15 protein-coding genes and 2 pseudogenes are annotated in these 19,956 nt (G+C 36.7%); 3 read left to right on the top strand and 14 right to left on the bottom strand.

Annotated features, from left to right (window positions below; translation table 11 throughout):
- Positions 1-151 precede the first annotated feature (151 nt).
- From AAFX60_020135 to AAFX60_020125, 3 genes and pseudogenes are all read left to right on the top strand, one after another.
- A pseudogene (locus AAFX60_020135) lies at positions 152-649 on the top strand (ATP-binding cassette domain-containing protein).
- A 180-nt stretch (positions 650-829) separates the two neighbouring features.
- Positions 830-3,288, top strand: a pseudogene (locus tag AAFX60_020130) (FtsX-like permease family protein).
- A 347-nt stretch (positions 3,289-3,635) separates the two neighbouring features.
- Positions 3,636-4,037, top strand: a complete 402-nt coding sequence (locus AAFX60_020125; GenBank protein ID XDF79439.1) for a NirD/YgiW/YdeI family stress tolerance protein — start codon at positions 3,636-3,638, stop codon at positions 4,035-4,037.
- Between the two features lie 99 nt (positions 4,038-4,136).
- On the opposite strand, the gene AAFX60_020120 is transcribed toward AAFX60_020125, so the two are convergent.
- The 14 genes from AAFX60_020120 to AAFX60_020055 all read right to left on the bottom strand — a co-directional run bounded on the left by AAFX60_020120 (position 4,137) and on the right by AAFX60_020055 (position 19,780).
- Entirely contained in the window at positions 4,137-4,364 is a 228-nt protein-coding gene (locus AAFX60_020120; protein ID XDF79438.1) for a glutaredoxin family protein, read from the bottom strand.
- A 40-nt stretch (positions 4,365-4,404) separates the two neighbouring features.
- Positions 4,405-4,953 (bottom strand): DUF1415 domain-containing protein, encoded by a 549-nt coding sequence (locus AAFX60_020115; GenBank protein ID XDF79437.1) that lies wholly within the window; start codon positions 4,951-4,953, stop codon positions 4,405-4,407.
- An 87-nt stretch (positions 4,954-5,040) separates the two neighbouring features.
- Positions 5,041-6,933 (bottom strand): GGDEF and EAL domain-containing protein, encoded by a 1,893-nt coding sequence (locus tag AAFX60_020110; GenBank protein ID XDF79436.1) that lies wholly within the window; start codon positions 6,931-6,933, stop codon positions 5,041-5,043.
- A 220-nt stretch (positions 6,934-7,153) separates the two neighbouring features.
- Complete coding sequence (locus tag AAFX60_020105) at positions 7,154-7,798, bottom strand: sugar transferase (protein ID XDF79435.1); 645 nt, start codon at positions 7,796-7,798, stop codon at positions 7,154-7,156.
- Between the two features lie 14 nt (positions 7,799-7,812).
- On the bottom strand, positions 7,813-9,000 hold the full coding sequence (locus tag AAFX60_020100; protein XDF79434.1) for a glycosyltransferase family 2 protein: 1,188 nt from the start codon (positions 8,998-9,000) through the stop codon (positions 7,813-7,815).
- Positions 8,997-10,085 carry a glycosyltransferase gene (locus AAFX60_020095; protein XDF79433.1) on the bottom strand — a complete coding sequence of 363 codons (1,089 nt, stop codon included), beginning with the start codon at positions 10,083-10,085 and terminating at the stop codon, positions 8,997-8,999. The genes AAFX60_020100 and AAFX60_020095 overlap by 4 nt, the downstream gene beginning before the upstream one ends.
- 157 nt (positions 10,086-10,242) lie before the next feature.
- Positions 10,243-11,742: a chain-length determining protein gene (locus tag AAFX60_020090; GenBank protein XDF79432.1), complete on the bottom strand. Its 1,500-nt coding sequence runs from the start codon at positions 11,740-11,742 to the stop codon at positions 10,243-10,245.
- Positions 11,739-12,875, bottom strand: coding sequence for a glycosyltransferase family 1 protein (locus AAFX60_020085; protein XDF79431.1), 1,137 nt, complete (start codon positions 12,873-12,875; stop codon positions 11,739-11,741). The genes AAFX60_020090 and AAFX60_020085 overlap by 4 nt, the downstream gene beginning before the upstream one ends.
- Positions 12,865-13,620: an acyltransferase gene (locus tag AAFX60_020080; protein ID XDF79430.1), complete on the bottom strand. Its 756-nt coding sequence runs from the start codon at positions 13,618-13,620 to the stop codon at positions 12,865-12,867. Before AAFX60_020080 ends, AAFX60_020085 begins: the two co-directional genes overlap by 11 nt.
- A 146-nt stretch (positions 13,621-13,766) precedes the next feature.
- Positions 13,767-15,152 carry an O-antigen ligase family protein gene (locus AAFX60_020075; protein XDF79429.1) on the bottom strand — a complete coding sequence of 462 codons (1,386 nt, stop codon included), beginning with the start codon at positions 15,150-15,152 and terminating at the stop codon, positions 13,767-13,769.
- Entirely contained in the window at positions 15,149-16,591 is a 1,443-nt protein-coding gene (locus AAFX60_020070; protein ID XDF79428.1) for an oligosaccharide flippase family protein, read from the bottom strand. Before AAFX60_020070 ends, AAFX60_020075 begins: the two co-directional genes overlap by 4 nt.
- Positions 16,588-17,751 (bottom strand): glycosyltransferase family 4 protein, encoded by a 1,164-nt coding sequence (locus AAFX60_020065; protein XDF79427.1) that lies wholly within the window; start codon positions 17,749-17,751, stop codon positions 16,588-16,590. The genes AAFX60_020070 and AAFX60_020065 overlap by 4 nt, the downstream gene beginning before the upstream one ends.
- Positions 17,744-18,964 (bottom strand): glycosyltransferase, encoded by a 1,221-nt coding sequence (locus tag AAFX60_020060; GenBank protein XDF80168.1) that lies wholly within the window; start codon positions 18,962-18,964, stop codon positions 17,744-17,746. Before AAFX60_020060 ends, AAFX60_020065 begins: the two co-directional genes overlap by 8 nt.
- 213 nt (positions 18,965-19,177) lie before the next feature.
- Positions 19,178-19,780, bottom strand: a complete 603-nt coding sequence (locus AAFX60_020055; protein XDF79426.1) for a glycosyltransferase family 4 protein — start codon at positions 19,778-19,780, stop codon at positions 19,178-19,180.
- Positions 19,781-19,956 lie beyond the last annotated feature (176 nt).

The raw sequence follows: 19,956 nt of genomic DNA, 5'->3' as shown, positions 1-19,956 counted from the left end.
CTTAACAATAATGGATAGCAATAGAATAGCAGAAAGCGTAAATCTGCCTATATAAATTGGTTAAAGAAGTGTAAATGAAATTGCTGATTAATAAGAACTTATGTATACAATACGTATAACAGCATAAAAATAATATCAAAAGGAAAGGATAATGACGATTGCCATAAAAGTGAGTTCAGTTGGAAAATCTGTGATTTCTAACGAGGCAGAATTAACCATTTTAAAAGACATTTCTTTTGAGGTTCTATCAGGCCAAAGTGTTGCAATTGTTGGTACCTCTGGGGCTGGAAAGTCAACGTTAATGACCTTGCTTGCAGGATTGGATATTCCTTCTACTGGTGATATTGAATTATTAGGACAAAATTTGTCTCAACTGGATGATGAGACTCGAGCTCAGATCCGAAGTGAATCCATTGGTTTTGTATTTCAAAGTTTCTTGCTTATTCCATCATTGACCGCCCTTGAGAATGTCACCTTACCTGCTATTTTACGTGGAGAAGGAGAAGACATTAAAAAAGCAAAACAGTTACTTGCTTCTGTTGGATTGTCTGGAAGAGAAACACATCTGCCATCTCAACTTTCTGGTGGTGAACAGCAGCGTGTGGCATTGGCTCGTGCCTTTATGACTCAACCTCAAATTTTATTTGCCGATGAACCGACAGGAAATCTAGATCAGCATACGGCTGAACATATTATTGAGCTTTTATTCGAGATGAACCAAAAGCATGGCACTACCTTGGTTCTTATTACTCATGATCCCAAGTTAGCAGAGCGATGTGAGCGAACATTGACGATAGATGCTGGCGAATTTTTGAAGAGGTGGTGTGAAATGAATGAGAAATCATTAACCTCAACCTCTTTAGGAAATCATCTACCTTCTGGAAACCGGATGATATTACGCTGGAGTTGGCGTGAGATTTGGCAGGGACAATTATGGCCTGTAATGGCGGCGTTAACTTTAATTGTAGCCTGTGTTGTTGCGTTATCTGCTTTAGCCATCCGGGTTGAAAAAGTCATGACGGATCAAGGTCGCTCTATGATGGCGGCGGATTTGGTTTTCCGTTCAGCAAATCCTACCCCTGAATCTATTTTACAGCGTGCTGCTGAGCAAAACTTAGCTACTTCTTCCCAAGTTCGTTTTCAAACCATGGCATTTAGTGATACTGGAATGCAATTGGTGAGCGTTAAATCTGTTGAGAGCAATTACCCACTTCGTGGTGAGCTATTATTGCATGGCGAAAACAATGAAGTATATACGCAGGTTAATCAAGGAGAAGTGTGGGTCGCGGATCGACTTTTATCCTTACTTGAATTAAATATTGGTGATGTGATTGCCATTGGTGATGCTGAGTTACCGATCTCTGGTGTGATTGAATCAGAGCCTGAACTCGCGTTTAATCCATTTCGCACCATGCCAAGTGTGTTTATTCATCAATCTGATTTAGATAAAACAGGTGCCATTCAACTTGGCAGCCGAGTTCAATATCGAACGTTATTTAAAGGGAATTATAATGGGATCTCATTGCTTCAAAATGAGTATGAATTGCAAGCTGGAGAAAGTTGGATAAGTGAAGAAACTCAAGGTCGAACTGCGGATTTAATGCAGAAAGCGAAGCAATACTTGTCATTGACGATTTTGATGGTGATCTTAATGGCTTCAGTCACTTTAGTGCTAACTTGTCAGCACTATGCAACCAGTCGTGCGAATACTGTTGCGATGCTAAAGAGCATGGGTGCAAGCAAAGCGTGGCTGAAGCGCTGGCTATTTAGTCAAATTGGTTTGATGTTTATTATAGGGGTGATTGCAGGTTCGTTAATCGGGTTAGGGCTTGAATTATTATTGCGTATACCTCTTGCCGATATTCTGCCTGAAGAGTTACCCAGCTATGGTTGGCAACCTTTTCTATTTGGTTCTATCGTTGCGTTATTCATTGGGCTACCAGCACTTGGTATTCCACTATTACGCTTATTAGAGACGCCTGCGATTTCTGTTCTCCAGTCTCAAATAAGTCATTCGTCTAAAAAAGGGTTATGGCTAATTTTGGTTCCTACAGCGGCATTTTTGCTGATGTACGGCAGTAACAGTCTAGTTTGGATGGTTTCGATTGGATTGGTTGTTTTATTTATTCTGCTTGCTGGAGTGAGTTATGGCTTAGTGCATTTTTTAGGACGTTTTAAATGGGGAGCAGCGATGACATTAGCATTGAGTCGGATTAAGCGTTCCCCCAAAAATAGTATGATGCAATTGGCTGCACTGTCTGGCTCTTTAATGTTAGTGGCCGTGATTTGGCTAGTGAGAACCGATTTATTAGGCGATTGGCAACAAACCTTACCACCAGATGCAGCTAATGTATTTGCGATGAATATTGCTCCTTATGAGCAACGAGATTACCTGCAAGCATTGGATAATGAAAAATTGGATCGCTCAGAAGGGTATCCGATTGTTCGTGGTCGCTTAACGGAAATTAATGGTGAAAGTACCAAAGAAAAAATGAAAGGTGAAGGGCAAGGCTCAGATGCGCTACGCCGTGAAATTAATTTTACATGGCGTGATACTTTGCCTGTTCATAATCAGGTGACGGTAGGGGCGTGGACGAGTGAAAATGGGGTGTCTGTTGAGCAAGATGTTGCGAACGATTTAGATATTACTATTGGTGATACATTGAGTTTTTCTGTTAATAGTCAGCCCTTTACCGCTGTAGTTAACTCGATTCGTGTCGTTGATTGGCAAAGCATGAAACCGAATTTTTATTTTATCTTCACACCAGATGTGATTGCGGATTTACCTGCAACGTGGTTAGTGAGTTTTAAAGTTAACGATGATGAGAACACGTTATTGAATCAATTGGCTCGTGATTACCCTACGGTTAGTTTGTTGGACTTTAGAACCATGGGTGGAAAGATCCAAGCCATGCTAGCTCAAATCACGTGGTCATTAACTGTATTAGCCGGATTAGGCGTAGTGAGTGGTATTTTATTGATATTCACGTTACTTCGTTTGAGTTTGTATCAACGTCAGCGTGAAATCACTCTTTATCGTACTCTTGGGCTAGCCGTCAGCGCATCAGTAATACGTTGTGGAGTGAATACGGTGTAATGGCATTGGCTGCGGGATTTGTGGCGGTGATGGGAGCAGAGACTATTGTATTCAGCTTAGTGAAATGGGGCTTTAAATTAGAGCCGACACTTCATATCAGTATGTGGCTTGTATTGCCTTTAATAGCAATGATGATTGTATTTATGAGTTTAGTGAGTGTGATCAATCAGCTATTAAAGCCGTTAAAGTAGGTATTTAAAATTATTATTTTAGTTTTTATGCAGGTTTTAATTATATTAAAACCTGCCTTTTACCTATGTTCATATTTTACTTTTTTGGATGAAACTTTGCATTAGTGAAAATGTAATATATGCGATGTTAATCAGTGAGTTAATTAATATCACCTTGTCGGTTATAATAATGTTTTTAATCGAAATATAAAAATAAATATAAGTCTTGATATAATTAAAAACTAGGCGTAATCTCTAAATGAAATTGATTAAAACTACTATATATTTATAACTTATTTTGATCATAATTAAATTGAGTTACAAATGTTAATGTAGTTATTCATATAATAATAGGTAAGGTTTTATTTATGAAAAAAAGACATTTGTTATTTACACTAATATTAGCTTGTTCATCAACACTTGCATTGGCTAATGATCAAGCTGCTAATGATCAAGCTGCTAATGATCAAGCTGCTAATTATCAGGATGAATTCTCTAAACCTGTTGATGGAATAAATAGCGTAGAATCGGTATTAAATGCCAGCGCCGTTATTGATGACACACCTATCCTATTAACAGGGTATTTAATTGAGCCTCTAGGAAAGGAAGTGTATGTATTTAAAGATAATACAGGTTCTTTAAATGTAAAAATTGATGGTGATAAAATGTCTGGTTTACAAGTGAAACCAAACGATAAAGTGACGATCAAAGGTGAAGTAAATAAAGAAGATAATTATATTATTTATGTCGATAGTGTGACTATTGATTAATATAAATTAATTTTTGAAAATATTAATATCTTATTGAGAGTGTTTTTAAATTTATAAGTGTGTGAAAAAATGGAGCTTATAAATAAGCTCCATTTTTAATTAACTATTATATATCTTATCGAAATTCTTTTGATTCCAACCAGCCATCATTTGATCGCCGATTTTTAATACTGGCACAGAGCGAGCACCAATGGCTTCTAACTCTTTACGGCCACGCTGCATCTTTGCGTTAGTTAAACGATACTTAATGCCTTTAGAATCAAGGTAGCGTTGCGCTTCTTTGCAGTGAGGGCATTTGTCTGCAACATATAAAACAACTCGTTTCATCGATTTCTCTCAATTATTTCTTAATGGCTGCTAGCCTATCTTATACGAACAAGTAAGGGAATAGCTTACGACGTTCTTCTAAGGTTAACGCTTCAACACGTGCAATATTTGTATCTGGAATTGCCTCTGGATTTGGATAGTGTTTTAGGACTTTTTCCATGCTTTCTTCACGAATAAGGTGAAGGACAGGATATGGAGAGCGATTGGTTAGGTTCTCATCATCTTCAGGCTCTGCACCACCAAAACAGTAATCAGGATGGAACGTCGCAATTTGATAAATACCTTCCCATTCTTGCTGTTTGATGAGTGCGTCAACCCAATCCAAGAAGAAGTTATAATCCATAAAGTCTTGCAGCATATTAGGAATCGCAACGAGTGTTGTTTCTAGCTCTTCAGCCGTTTTTGAATCTAAATTCATCAACTCTTGAAGAATATCTTCAAGTAATGCTTCTTCTGTTGTTGCTTCAGATACAAAAATTTTGATTTGTTTATTACGGTTAGGTTTTGCTGCAAAAGGGCAAAGATTGAGGCCGATGACCACATCTTCTAACCATTGCTGTACTTCTTGTTCTATTTTTTGAATATTCATGCTGACTGAGTTCATTTTATTATGATATTTGTTAGCAAGAGTATCAGATCTTCTGCTTCTTTCTATAATGATATTTTAGAGTGCCCATTACACAAACTGAAAGTAGGGGGTACCAATTGAAGATTGATTAAATAAACCTTCTTCAAAATCGGTTGCGGAAATGGGTTTGGAATAAAGATAACCTTGAATTAAGTCAATACCTTCTTTAACTACAAACGCTTCTTGGTTTTGGTTTTCAACGCCTTCAACCACAACTTTAAGTTGCAGTTTTTTGGCTATGTTGATCATTGCACAAACAATGTTTTGGTCGTCTTCATTTTGTTCAATATTGGCAATAAAACTTTTATCAATTTTTAATGAACTGAATGGGTATTTTTTAAGGTATTGGAATGAGGCATAACCTGTTCCAAAATCATCTAATGCAATAGAAATTCCCATATTATTCAATTGGCTTAATGTTGTAATTGCCAGCGGCTCATCAGAAATTAAGCCACTTTCTGTTACTTCTAGTTCAAGGTTTTTTGAAGGTAGTTGATATAAACTAAGTAATTGTTTTATGTGAGTTACAAAGTGGGGATCTTTTAGTTGGACAGCAGAAATATTTACGGCCATGACAAAGTTTGGTGAATGTAGGATCCACTCAGATGCCTGTTGAATTGCGTTTCTAAGTGCAAAGTTCCCTAGCTCATAAATAAGGCCATTTCGTTCTGCTAATTGGATTAATACGTCATTAGCGATTGCACCTAAATGTGGGTGATTCCAGCGTAATAGTGCTTCACAACCAATCCATTTTTTATTTACTGGGCATACTTTAGGTTGATAGTTTAAGAATAGATCGTGATTACGAACGGCTTCTAATAAATAGCGCTCAATTTTATGCTCAGATAATGACGATTGAGTAGGCAGTGATACGTCTGCAATGGTAAAAGTTTTACCTAAGCTTTGGCATTTTACAACGGTATCGTAAGCAAATTGCAGTAAATCTGAACGAGATATACCTTCTTTAGAATGTACTGCTCCAACATAAGTTTGCAGATGTAGAGATTGTTCATTTGCCGTGTAGTTTGCTTGGCCTATTTCAGATAAATGTTGGCACAGCTGTGGCAGCTTTTCTTTATCTGTCTGAATAATCAATAAAATATCCGATGAACCTAAGCGCCCAGTAACTGAAGTATCAGTGATTTTTGTTAGCTTTGAACGGTATTCTATTAATAAAGAGTCAAACGCTTGATAACCGTATTCTTGTTGTATTTTACGACTATTAGCAAAATGTATATGCAAAAGTACAAATTTAGTTTCGTTTTTTATTAGATTATCAACATGTCTATGAATAGCGATGGGGTTTAGAAAACCCGTATTAACATCATGATTTTTATGATACTCAACTTTTTGCTCTGCTGCTCGTCGACAATCAATTTCATTGGATAACTTGATATTTATTTCATTCAGATGCTGAGTTGTTCTTGCAACTTCTGCCTGCAGCTCTTTGTGACGGTTAAGTAAATCAGCATGTTGATATAACGTGTTGAGTTGGGCTTCAATCGAATGCTGATAGGTTTTCATCAACTTTTGATAAGTCGGTGAAAAGTGATTTTCTTTTTTGTCTAGAATACATAGGGTGCCAAAAGGGGTATTGTCTGGCCAATAAAGGGGTAACCCACAATAGGCGATCATATTTTGTTTAAGATCGGGGTTGCTGTTCCATTCAGGATCTACCAAGGCATTAAATACGGTTAATTCTTGTCTTTCTTTTATTACGGTTTCGCAATATAGCCCTTGGTTGAGCTTTTCTGTTGCTCCTTTAATGTAAGGATTTTCTGTGGAAGAACTTGATGAAAAAACTTTAATGTCATTATCATAAATACGCATAATTAATGCAGCAGGTACATTAATTACATTCGATAAAATATCGAGCATATTTTGCCAATCGTTTTGCATTTGTTCAGGAATGTCGATGGCAGACGTTAACGTTTTTTGCATATCAGGTATCCATTTCCTAATAGTTGATAGCTATTCGTTAGATAGTAGCAGTTTATTCCATTCATTATTTGTCTTAAATTTGATAACTGCAAAGCACGTCTATTTATAAATTAATTAGTTAGCTCGCATGGAATCATAAAATTTCCATTTGTAATACACATAAAATTTGAGTGGTTAAAGGTAAATTGTATATAAAATTCAAATAGAAACCGTTATGATTTTATTGACCTCGAGCAAATATCATTACTTTAATTGTCATTAGAAGGATATAAAGATCAGATTTAATCCATCCTGAAATTGATGTTAACGATAGAGCGTAGCTATGATCAAATCCCACCTTTGAACGAACATCTTCAATACACGTATCATAACCTTGGTTAATTTGAGCTAATCCTGTAATACCCGGTAATACTCCATAAGTTCTTTCACTAAAATAAGGGATTTCACGTTCTAATTTATTATAAAAGGTTGGTCTTTCAGGTCGAGGCCCTACAAGAGACATATCTCCATTTATTACATTAAAAAATTGTGGTAACTCGTCTAAGCGTGTTTTTCGCAATATACGACCAACGGTAGTTACTCTACTGTCGCCTTTTGTTGCAAGGGTTGCCCCAGTAGCCACTTCTGCATCTTGCACCATACTTCTAAATTTTATCATTTCAAAAACATGAATTTGATCTGGCATGGCTTTTCCAACTCGAAGTTGACGGTAAAAAACTGGGCCTTTTGAATCTAACTTAATCGCTAGAGCAATAAATGGAAAAAGTGGAAGCGTAAGCATTAAGCCTATAATGGATAAACAAACATCAAAAGCACGTTTGGCTTTAATGGTCGATTGGTTCATTGTGTAATATGAATCTATCATAATAAAATCCTCTGTTATTTTTGAACTCGAGTCCACGGAGCGGTTGGTTTTTTTAATAGATAATTTAATCCACCGAGTAAATTGGCAGTGTGACCTGATATTAAATAGGCAAGGATCTGACAATATTTATTTGAAAATAATGCAGGTAAGAATAAACTAATAACCCCTATGCAATATCCAATGGTTTGTCCAATAAATGCGATTAAAAATAAAGGGTTAGATAAAAGGCAAGCTGAGCCGATATACGCAATAAGCATGAAATATGGCATCATTGCTCTTAACCCTTTACCAGAGAAAAAGGTAAATGCTGTTCCTTTGTATTTAGGGTTAAACAAGGTAACTAGACGGAATAATTGTTGTACATTCCCTGCTGAAATTCTTAATCTTCGAGAAAAGTCTTCTTCTTGTACTACGCGTTCTAGTTCTACTGCTAGAATGCTTGGGTCGTATACTGCTTGATAACCTTGTTTTACTATCATCATGGGTAAAATAAAATCATCATTAATGGTATCTGACTCTAGATGAATAAATAGCTCGGAACGAAATAGATAAAAAGCCCCATGAGATCCTAAGCTTGAACCTAATGTTGCTTCTTGTTGTTTAATAAGGGTTTGATACTCCCAATATTTCTTTTCGCCTTCAGAGGAAGGTGTTAATAAATGATAAGTAGGATTTACAACACCAACATTTTTGTTCTCGAAATGTTTAGCTGCAATTAACAATGCATCGTAAGAAAGCAGGGCTGAAACATCACTCAGAGCAATGACATCACTTGACTGATATTGAGGAATAAGTTGATTAAGTAAGGCCACTTTTCCTCGATTATGTTCAAAATCTAAAATTTCAAAGTGGGTATCTGCACATAGAGCTTCTTGTATAGTGTTATAAGCAATAGTAACAGTGTCATCAGTACATCCATCACATGCGATGATAATTTTTAATTTTGATGATGGATAATCTAAACAAGATAAATTGCGAATTTTTTCAGCAATCCATTGTGACTCGTTATAAGCTGGAATGATCATGGTTATTGACGGCAATGTACGATCTTTTTTTGATTCAGCAAAGTTTCTACAGGTTGGCTTTATTGCTTTTATTGGGCGACGAGAAGCAAACCAGCGTAATAGTATAGGGTAAAGAGCATGATGGTATATTACGATACCAATACTTAACGATGTGATGATGATAAGAAAAAGATTCATAGATTTGCTCCTTCAAAATATAACTCTTCATATGCATTAACCATCGATTGAGCATGGTTATTTTTTAAAATGAAATCTCGTGAAGAGAATTTTCTGGTTTTGTGTGTCATTGATTCAATGGCTTGAGCTAATGTTATAGCAGCATTGTTACTGACTAAAATGCTGGATTTTGGACATAGAGTTTCACTTACTCCACCAACATCATTTGCGATACAAGGGATCCCACAAGCCTGAGCCTCCAGCGTCGATAATGGGAATCCTTCGTTATTTGAAGGAAGACAAAATAAATCTAATGCGTGATAAAAGGTCGGCATATGATCGATATGTCCTAAAAAGTGCACTCTATCTTCTAAGTGATATCGTTTAACTAGTTGCATTAAGTGCTCTTTTTGGGAGCCAGAACCTGCAAGCAGTAAGTGATATTTAGAATTTAAAAAACGGAATGCTTCAATCAGGTTTAATTGACCTTTTACAGTTTCTAGTCGCCCAGCATTACCAACAACAATGGAATTAACAGGTAATATTATATTGAGTTTATTTCTTGCTTTTTGTTTATCACCGATGCTGAATTTGTATGGGTTAATGCCATTTTTTATTGTGTAAATAGGGTAGCTATTAAAAATGTTGTTAAGTGCTTTTTTTACAAAACTGGCATCTGCAACTAATTTAGGTTGAGACAGAGAAAGAGCAAATCGTTGTAATCGACGATGTTTGCTAGCATTGAGGTGCCATGCATCGTGTTCTGTATGAACATGATTTATTTTTTTATTCAGTTTGGCTGCAATTCCAGAGTAAATTAATGGCCCTATATGATGAGAGTGTACAACCGTTGCGTTATAGGTTTTAAATAAATTAAGTAGTTGTTTTATTACTTTAAAGGAAAATCCTGCTGATTTATTCAAACATATAATTTGGTCTTGATAACGTTGTAACCTTGGCCAATTTTCCAATGTTTTTTCATAGGCACCATCTAAGCTCACAATAATGATGCGATGTTCTTGGCTTGTAAACTCCAACATATCTAATACCATACTTTCTAACCCGCCAGGTGAAAGGTGTTGGACAACGTGAATAATGGTTTTCATATCGCACTCCTATTTGTGATTCTAATGTACAAATTGCAGAGATTGTGCCAATTAAAATTTCTTTATTATTCAATAGGTTGATTGTTGATTTTTTCTTTTTCTCAAATTGAGAATGAATTTAGTAATCTGAAGTTTCACATTAATAAGAGATTCATTTTTAATTTGCTTTAGATATGTTTGCCAGTAAGTTGTCTGCTACTGTTGGGTTTTCTTCAGTTTGATGAAAACATTTCACGGGCTGTGGCGGTATACGACTAAGAACAGGGGCTGAGCTCAGTATTTTAATTTCGTCTTTTCTTCGAATACTGGTGTCGCATAATTCGGCAATTACTGCCATACCTATGCCTAATCCTATTCCTCCAGCAATGCCTGCAATAGCATATAGAATGGTGGGTAAGTTTGAAGGACCACTTGGTGTATAAGGTCGATCAATAATTTTTACTCGTTTTTCTTGCTCAAAAACACCCAGTGAACGAGTAAGTTTTGCCATTTCAAATCGCTCAACTAGATCATTATAGAGTTCACGTTTTAGTGTGAGATCTCGTTGTAATTGATAAAGTACTTTTTCGTTTTGTCCAAATGTGGATGCTTGTAGTTCAATATCCTTGATCATGCTTTCGAGAACTCGTGTTTCTTCTGTTAATGCATCAACTTTACTGGTTGCTTGTTGTAGCTCTTCTAATTGAGATAGAAGTATTGGCGGCGCTTTTGCTAAATCTTCAACACTGTTGCTACTTGCTATGTCCCATAATTGCTCACTACTTAAGCCCGGTTGAGTTTGTGAAAGTAAGCGAGAACGCTCTTCTTCTAGACGGTTTAAATTACGTAACTTTCCTTGAACTTTACTGTGTTGAGGGGTGTATTTAGCTTGTAATAAAGTCAGTTCACCACGAATTCGAATGATTTGTTCTTCTATTTTTCCTATTACTGGATTGGTTTTTGAAAGTTGAAGATCGATTGAACCTAAGCGTTTTTTCGCACCAGCGAGCTCGGCTTGTCGTTCGTATAAACGTTGTTTTAGTTTGGTTAGCCTATCTAAGCTTGTGAGCTGCATTTCAGGTAGTACGGTATTTTCTTGGCTTTTAAATTCGGCTAATTTTTCTTCTGCGGCATCTAATTCTTGTCGACGAAATTCAATATTATCAGAGAGGAATTGACTTGAATCCTTCATTGATGAACGTTCTGGAGCCAAAAGTTGTTCAGTAAAATGACGACTAACTGCCTCTAGCGTATCTTTCATGCCATCAGGATTATTTGCTCGATAATCAATACGAATTAAATCTTTACCGGCCATGCTGACAGATAAGTTGGCGGATAGTTGATTGATTTCATTATCAATGGCTTGAGGGGACATTGACTCATGAATATAACCTCGCTCCTCTGCAACTGAGCCTAAAATATGACGACTATGTAAAAGTGTTTGTAAAGCACTTAATCGCTCTTTTAACATGGTCGAAACGGCTAAATCTTCTAGGAATGGGTTCATTTTCGCTGTTTCTTGGATCAACATACTGGTGTGAGAGTCATAATGCTTTGGTGCTAACTTCGCAATAGTTAATCCAATAAAAGGCATTAATATAATGGGTAAGACAATCAAATAGCGACGACGCCATGCTGATTCTAAAATAATAAAAATACGTTGGCTTAAAGTGATCATAATGCCTCCAACCACACATCAAGCTGTTGAGCTTTTGCCTGCCATGTATGTTTTTTAGTTAATGCGGCTTGTTGAGTGTTCTTTTTATGTATTGATGTATTGAGCCAATTAGAATGAATACTGTTTAAGTGAATCGTAAAGTCTTGAACTGAATTTACAGTGTGAATTTCAGCAATATAAGGTGTTAATGCAGGAAATGAGGTACTAATAATAGGCGTTCCTGTCGCCAGATATTCCAATAATTTTAGAGGATTACAGGCTCTGATTTGTTCGTTATCAACAAATGGGAGTAAGTTTACCTGCCAATGTTGACTGTATCTTGGCAAGTGGTAGTGCATTTTGGGCCCAAGTAAGTGCAAATTAGAGTGATTTTTAAATGGGTTATACGTTAATTCATTTTTTCCGATAAAAACGAAATGCCAAAGTGGGTTTTCTGCAATGACTTGATTTAGTAAGTCGTAATCAAGCCAATCGGATAGACTGCCATAAAAGCCAGCAATAGGGCGCCCATCATTAGGCAAATCTTTTGCTCTTGGTACTGGTTGATTAAATAATGTGAAATCAACACCATGGGTTAATAGTTGGGTTTTTCTCTTAGGAAATTTTATTAGTAACTCTTTACTGGCGGCTAGGATGAGATCCGCTTTATCAATGAGTTTTTGTTCATGCTGTATTACTGTGCTGTGGTCAACACCAGCTAATGCACCAAAATCGTCACCACAATAATAAACAACGCTTTTTTCACCTAGTTCACCACACACATCAGCAACCGTAGGTAATGATGTCCATAAGATAGGTTGGTTTAGTTTTTCTTTTTGCAAAATAGGCTTAAGTTGATTGATGATAAGCTTTTTTGCAACCCAACGAGCAAATGTTCCCTTTGGTGCAGGGATGGTTTTGATATTTACCGTTGTAAACGGAGCCTCATTTTCATTATGAGCTTGAACTGCTCTTTTTTGTGTCAGCTTTCTCCATACTCGTTTCATATCATGAATTGAGAAGCGAGGTTGGCGTAAACCAATAGAGTTAATCCACACTACTTTTCGAGTAAGTGCTAGCTGTTTTATTAAATGTTGGGTACTTGAGGGAAGTCCTCCCCAATCTTCTCCAAATACAATCAAATCAGGCTTCATAGTGAATTTCCTCTTTGATTGTATTTGATGCATTAACATCTAGTTTTTTGATTACTTTGGCAGGATTTCCGGCGGCAAGTACAAAAGGTGGAAGGCTTTTGGTTACGACACTACCAGATGCAACAATGGTTCCTTCACCAACCGTAACGTTGCCGATAATACTCACTCGAGAACCAAGCCATACGTCTTGCTCTAAGATAATATCGCCCACTTGACTATCTAGATCAGGTTTCCCCAAAGCTCGCTCAGTTGGATCAATTGGATGTCCTGGATACCCACATAAAAAACCTTGTCCTGCAATTCGCACATTGTTACCAATAATAACTTTGTTGCCTACAGCAATAGTGGTTTGCCAACAAATATCGACATTGTCTCCCACTTCTAAGGTTGGATTATCTGAATTCGTTCGCCCACTAAAGGTCGTTTGCCCTGAAATGCGGCAGTCATTACCAATGCGCATCGTTAAAGGACCACTAAAGAAGGGTAAGCCACCGTAAAGCAGTGTGCGTTTCCCATAACTTTCTAAACGACCTTTGAAAGCTGGAACATAAAAAATAAGGTGAATAAACGCTTGCCATTGAGTACATAGAGTCTTGTGCAACCCATAAAGTACCTTGTTAAGCAGGCGAGGAGTTGGCAACTCAAAATGTCGGATGGATTTCGCTATACGAAATAGCGTCAGAGCTAGCGGACTCTCACCTTCTTTTAGCCACTGTTTAAAACGATAAATTGATAATGTGTTCATATTGGCATTCCTTTTTTGATTCTTCTTTATGTAGATCAATCATGGAATGTGCCAATATTTTTTTACTTATATTTCAATTGGATATGTTATTTTGGTTAGGGTTATTCTAAATTTCTCATTTTGAGAATCGATTTGAAAGTGAGGATTTACTCTTTTAATTGGTTTAATGCAACCTGAGCTGTTTTACCTACCGCGACGACAAGTGCAGCTAAAATATAGATTGGCCAATTGAAACCTTGAGTTAAAAATGTTCCCGATACTATGGTTCCTATTAATCCTGCAAATACAGCTTGAGCACTGGTATAGATTGCGGGATCAATTCGGTCTTTAACTGCTTTAACCGATTGTAAAGTGTGGTTGGCATTTTTAATTAGTACGACAATAAGAGCAATAAAGATACTTAGGCCTAGAAAGCCTGTTTCAGCAAGAACCCCAAACCATGTACTATGAACGGCATGATTTAATCCGTCCCAGTGAGGACTATAATAGAAATAATTGGAATAAAAATTATCTAAACCTACACCTGTTAATGGGTTGGCTAATGCCATCTTAAAAGCAGCTTCCCACGCGTATAAACGTCCCATTGCTGATGCGTCAACGCCTGCTTCTGCCGAGCCTCCTGAAGCTCTATCTGAGATACCAGCAACGGCGAATAATATACCGCCAGCAAGGATAGCGATAGATAACAATAAAGCTTTTGACTTGATACGTTGTAAGCCATAAATCCCAAAAACAGCCATTATACCTAATAATCCACCTCGACTTTGTGTTGCTATAATTGCCCAAAATAGAATAGGAATAGCGATAAAACCAATGAGGCGTTGATGCCAAGGTAATTGATGGGTTACTAGTAGACCTACAGCAAAAGATGTAGGGAACATAAGTACTAGTGCTAAATCATTAGGATCTCCCAACATAGAACCGAGTTCTCGCCCTATGGTTACACGGGTCTCTTCTACTAATCCAATACCTCCTAGTTTATTTTGAATGGCTACGATCCCGACGAGTACGCCTGCAATGGTGATTGCTCTTAAAGTGAAAGTTAGTTGCTGTGGTGTTCTGACTAATACGGCAATAGCGAAAGTCATTAAAATAATTTTCCAATAGATGTTTTTAAAGTATTCAATAGCAATTGGACGGTTACCAGCTAGTACAATACCCACGATAATCAAAAATAAAAAACAAGTAAGTAAGGTAAATTCTTTACACCAGAATAATTTAATTTGACGAGTAATCCCAACTTGCCAAGCTAGAGCTGCAAGTGATCCTAGAGACAACAATAGTGGGATTTTTAAAGAGTAAAGTTGAGGAAAAACCTCGTGAATTCGGAAGAAGGAAAAAATGACGAAAAATAATACCATTAAAAATGGACGATTTAATGTATATAAAACGGCAAGAGGAATTATACCTAGTACAACAATTAATGCTGGATGAGGAAATAAGTGCCACAAGACTCCTGCTAGCAATGAGCATACAACAGCTGTAAACCATTGTAATGATTGAGATTGAAGTGGCACATTATTATCCATCATAGTGTTTTTCCTGTTTGTTCTTTTTTAGGAAAAGTGATGAGACTTAATTGAAAAGCAAAGACAATCAAGGTAACCGTAGAAGCCGCGGCGATAACAAGATGTAACAGGGTTGAATATCCTGACAAACTGAGTGCAATTGAAATGGTTGTAATTAAAAATATAACCACTAGTTTTCCCATTGAGTAGGGAAGATTATGGTAACGTTGAGATAGAATGAATGTAGCAATAACTCGTAGTAGTTGCGCGATAATCAATGAAGTAAGAACGCCCGATACACCGTATATTGGCGTTAACATAACAATTAATGCAACTCCTATGATTGTAGCTACGCCATTAATCCAAAGTAATGCGTTTGTTTTTTTCTTAGCAAGTACTCCAATATTAATTAACTCATTTAATTCTTTGATTGCTGAAACGATGATCAAGGCAACTGCAATATGTTTTGCTGATTGATAGGTGGTTGGCATTAACCAATCGATTAATACAGGAGCTAAGTAGCTGACTAGGATCGTTAATGAACATAGTAGTACAAGGCTACTTTCTGTTATTTGCGCTGTTAGTTTATTTCCTTTTGCATGTAAGTAATCAAAACGTTTAGGCATCCACCACATACAAAATGGTTGCATCAGTAGTGTAAGAGCAAGAGAGAACTTAAGTGCTACAGCATATAAGGCAATGTCATTAAAACTGGTGTTTTCTGCAAGCACCCAACGTTCAAAGCCGTTTAAACCAAAAGCAATCAATCCACTTAGCATTAATGGAAAGCAATATGGAAGACATAGTTGAGCAATGTCTTTGCTAAATACATAGCTTGTATTTTCTACTTTCAGGTTTTCATTCATTTGTATGTAAACCAAAGCAATTATTTGTATTACTGCACTAATAAAACCAGCAAGTAAAATAGCGGTTACGCCATAACCTTGTTGTAAAACAATAACGGTTAATATGGCCTGAAGTAATGCTCGACCTGTTGTTAAATAGAAGAATAATTGTGCTTTATCTTGCATTCTTAAAGAGGCTAACACAACGGCAATCATTCCTTCGAAAGCCAAAGGCATAAGCAATAATTCAAGTTCAATAGTACTTGCATATTCTGGTTTGAATTCATTAAAGAAAGGACTGATTATCCAAATGATAGGTAAAGATACTGCGCCTACAATCATGGTTAATGTGAATATTTGTGCCGTTATCTTTCTTTTTTTATAAGGGTCTTGTTCTGCTCCTGCAAAACGATAAAGTGCTTCGTGTAATGAAAATCCAAGAACAACACTTAAGATCATTGCAAAAGTAGCGAGTAGCTCTAAACGTCCTAATTCATATTGTGAAATATGATTAGCAATATATGGCAGCATGAACAGAGATACGCCTTTCATTAGCACGATACTTGTCCCATACAGCACCATGTTTTTTAGCACGGGTGATAAAGGAAATAGACTCATTGTTTCACCTCATCTAATAATAGAGCTGAAAAAGGACGTTTTTCTATGGCTAATTTAATATTCAAATAACATTGTTCTGAGCGATAACCTTGTGATAGATGAGTACCTGCTTTTCCTAATGTTTTTATTAGTTGAGTATTAGATGTTGCTTTATTAATTTGTTGTTGTAATGAGCTGATATCATTAGGTTTATATTTTAAGCAGTTTTTATTATGCGTTAATACCAGATCCCAAAAAGCGCCATCGGAAGGGATAATTACACACATGCCTGCAGTGAGAGCTTCAAGGATAGACAAACCAAATGGTTCTTGGTGACTTGTTGAAATAAAAATATTGGATTGTGAGCGAAGACGATCAAGTTGAGCTGGTTGATGATGCCATTCAATGCTTTTTATATCCTGCGGTGCTTTTGTTGTGGGTAGAGCATTGTTTTCAGGTAGTAGATAGCAAACTCTAACTGGTACTCTATTAGATTCTGGAGTGGAATTAATTACCTCTAGTAATAAATCTAATCCTTTCCATTTTAATAATGATGCAGCCCAAAAAAGAGAAGGGGTTTCATACTGACAAGGAGAAGGTAAGTTCTTTTCACTAATACCATTCACAAATGCTTCAAAATGATGAGTACGTAATAGATGTTGTGCATTTTCTTCTTGAACGGTTTCAGGTTTTTTACGCCATACTTGTTTGATTGCAGCGATTAATGAAGGATAAGCGCTTTTTAAGTAGAAAACGTGTTGAGCTTTACATAAACAGAGACCAATAGATCGAGATAAACCGACTGGTCCATGAATTAGCTGAGTAATTTGATAGCCAAGCAACCCTTTCATAAGATAAAGAGGCATGTCGATCCCAGGACCTGAAGCCCCTACAGCCATATTTATTTTTCCATAGAAAATTCGTGTATATATCAACCAAAAACAAAAATAGAGTTGTCTTAACCAATAACCTTTCCCATGTTCTGATATTGGAAGCCATTTAGGGTGTGACATATTGATCATTTCAACATTACGTAATAACCAAGAGCTTGGATTTGCGGTAAGTATCGTAATGTGGTGTTTTTTTCTGTTTATTAAATCCATCATTTCACGAGTGGCAACTTTTGAGCCTCCAGCGTAGGTGATGGGATCGAATACTAAGATATGGTTGATATTATTCATGGTGTGCCTCCTTGCTTAGATCGTCATTTGAGCGGAAGTGAGAGGCAATGTGGTTACGTACAAATAGTTTAGAAATGTACGTTAAGTTATTGAAAATAGGTTTAATTGCCGCCCATAGAGGTTGGGTGTGTGATTGATTATTAATGAGTTGTTCTTCATAGATATTTTCAAATTGTTGTGCGTATTGAGATAAGGTGAAATAACGATAAACGGTTTCTTTTCCTTTTTTCCCTAGGCGAGAAGCTAAGTGCGGGTTTTGGATAAACACCATAATGGCTTTTGCAAAAGATTCGCTGTCATTGGGTTGTGTAAGAAAGCCAGTTTCGTAGTGTGTGATTACCTCTGGAATACCACCAACCATAGGTGCAATAACAGGTAATTGAGCCAGTGATGCCTCAATGAGTGCTAAACCAAAGGCTTCATCTCTTGCTCCGCTGATGTATGCATTAATATCGCTTTTTAATAAACCGACAACATTAGATTGCTCGCCTAAAAAATGGACGTTGTTGGTGAGTTTTAATCGACGAACCTGTGCTTCAAGGTTTGCTCTTTCTTCCCCTTCACCAATGATAACTAAATGGATATTTAGCGTTACAGCGTCAACCAGAACTAAGCTATCAATGAGTAAGTCGACTCCTTTTCGATGAATTAATGAGCCTGATGTTGCTAAAACATAAGCATTTTTATCAATACCTAATTGGGTTCTTAGGTCGATTTTATGTTGTGTGTTTAATTTTGTTGTATTTATTCCATTTGGTATTGTTGTTAGTTGCTCTTTTTTGTACCCGTCAGTTAAAACGTTTTGACTAATCGCATCACTTACTGTGACGAGTTTAGGACTTAAATGAATACCTAGGCTCAGTCTATCCCTTAGTGGATATTGGGTATGTAGGTGAGTGACTAATGGAATTTGAGTATGACGAGCAACCAAGTTCATCCATTGACAAGGCGCAGCACTATTGCAATGGATTAAGTCAATATTATGTGACTTGATGATTTGTTTACCCTGTTGATAAAACTGGAACCAGTTAGATAATGAAAATCGAGGAGAATCCCAACCAAGCAGTAATGTGAAAGGAGTAACGTACACTGCTTCCACTTGCTTATTTACTTCATCAGCAAGACATTGTTGATTACACCATAAAATACAGCGGTATTTCTGATGGTTGATGCTTTTAATTAGATTAATAAGACAAACTTCACTGCCTCGGATCCAGTTATCACCATAATGTACAAACAGTAAGGTTGTTTTTTTGATTTAGACATCGGCTCACCATCCTTGCAGTTTCTTCTTGATATAAGAGATAGAGCAAATGGAGTGCCATCTTGAATGTTATATTATCTTGTTGAATTTTAATGATTAATTTATATGCTGTTTTATTTTTCTCAAATTGAGAATGGATTTTTATCAATATGAGAAACAAAATTAAATTTGATAAGCAGATAATAAAGAGGGGATGACAGCCTGAGAAGAGAAAGTTTCTTGAATGGTTTGTTGTGCATTTTTCTGAATATTTTTAGCTTGAGATGACGGTAAGTTTACCCAATTTTTTATTGCTGTAGGTAGAGCATCAGGGGTAACTATCCATCCATTTTCATTATTACAGATGAGTGTCGGCATATTTCCTACGGGGGTTGAGACCACCGGAATACCTCGCCCCATAGCCTCTAATGCAACCATAGGTAAGCCTTCATAACGTGAGCAAATAACAAGTAATCCAATGTGTGGCCAAATGGAATCCATTGAGTTTTGATGCCCGTGAAAATGAAGATTGGAAGGTGAGTGGTTTTGTAAGTTTTTTTCCATTGGACCTGAGCCATAAAAATGAAACTGTACTTTAGATAGCTGATTGGCTAATTCAAGGAAGCGATCAGGCGCTTTTTCATGACTTAGACGCCCAACAAACGCAATTTGGGTGCCTTTTGATAGAGTTAAATTCTCTGTATTTATGAAGTTATTTAATACCACTGTTTTGCTTGGGATTCTTTTTTTAATTAATTCACTTACTGCAAAGTTGCAATGGCTCAACGGGGCACTCCAACGATCAATTAAATCATATATGGCTAGTTTTCCTCGTGAAATTTCACCTGCATGATAGGTATTGATATAGCGTATTTTTTGCTGAGAGGTGTATTGAGAGATGCGCAGTAACCTGGAATATAATGCTGCTTTGTAGCCATGTGAATGAATGACTTTTGGACTGT

The organism is Aliivibrio fischeri, assembly GCA_038993745.2.
Lineage (GTDB): Bacteria > Pseudomonadota > Gammaproteobacteria > Enterobacterales > Vibrionaceae > Aliivibrio > Aliivibrio fischeri_B.
This window is presented reverse-complemented; position numbering and strand designations above follow the sequence as displayed.

Bases quoted from the DNA above. Each gene is read 5' to 3' on its own strand.
- AAFX60_020125 (XDF79439.1), top strand. From the start codon at position 3,636: ATGAAAAAAAGACATTTGTTATTTACACTAATATTAGCTTGTTCATCA.
- AAFX60_020120 (XDF79438.1), bottom strand. From the start codon at position 4,364: ATGAAACGAGTTGTTTTATATGTTGCAGACAAATGCCCTCACTGCAAA.
- AAFX60_020115 (XDF79437.1), bottom strand. From the start codon at position 4,953: ATGAATATTCAAAAAATAGAACAAGAAGTACAGCAATGGTTAGAAGAT.
- AAFX60_020110 (XDF79436.1), bottom strand. From the start codon at position 6,933: ATGCAAAAAACGTTAACGTCTGCCATCGACATTCCTGAACAAATGCAA.
- AAFX60_020105 (XDF79435.1), bottom strand. From the start codon at position 7,798: ATGATAGATTCATATTACACAATGAACCAATCGACCATTAAAGCCAAA.
- AAFX60_020100 (XDF79434.1), bottom strand. From the start codon at position 9,000: ATGAATCTTTTTCTTATCATCATCACATCGTTAAGTATTGGTATCGTA.
- AAFX60_020095 (XDF79433.1), bottom strand. From the start codon at position 10,085: ATGAAAACCATTATTCACGTTGTCCAACACCTTTCACCTGGCGGGTTA.
- AAFX60_020090 (XDF79432.1), bottom strand. From the start codon at position 11,742: ATGATCACTTTAAGCCAACGTATTTTTATTATTTTAGAATCAGCATGG.
- AAFX60_020085 (XDF79431.1), bottom strand. From the start codon at position 12,875: ATGAAGCCTGATTTGATTGTATTTGGAGAAGATTGGGGAGGACTTCCC.
- AAFX60_020080 (XDF79430.1), bottom strand. From the start codon at position 13,620: ATGAACACATTATCAATTTATCGTTTTAAACAGTGGCTAAAAGAAGGT.
- AAFX60_020075 (XDF79429.1), bottom strand. From the start codon at position 15,152: ATGATGGATAATAATGTGCCACTTCAATCTCAATCATTACAATGGTTT.
- AAFX60_020070 (XDF79428.1), bottom strand. From the start codon at position 16,591: ATGAGTCTATTTCCTTTATCACCCGTGCTAAAAAACATGGTGCTGTAT.
- AAFX60_020065 (XDF79427.1), bottom strand. From the start codon at position 17,751: ATGAATAATATCAACCATATCTTAGTATTCGATCCCATCACCTACGCT.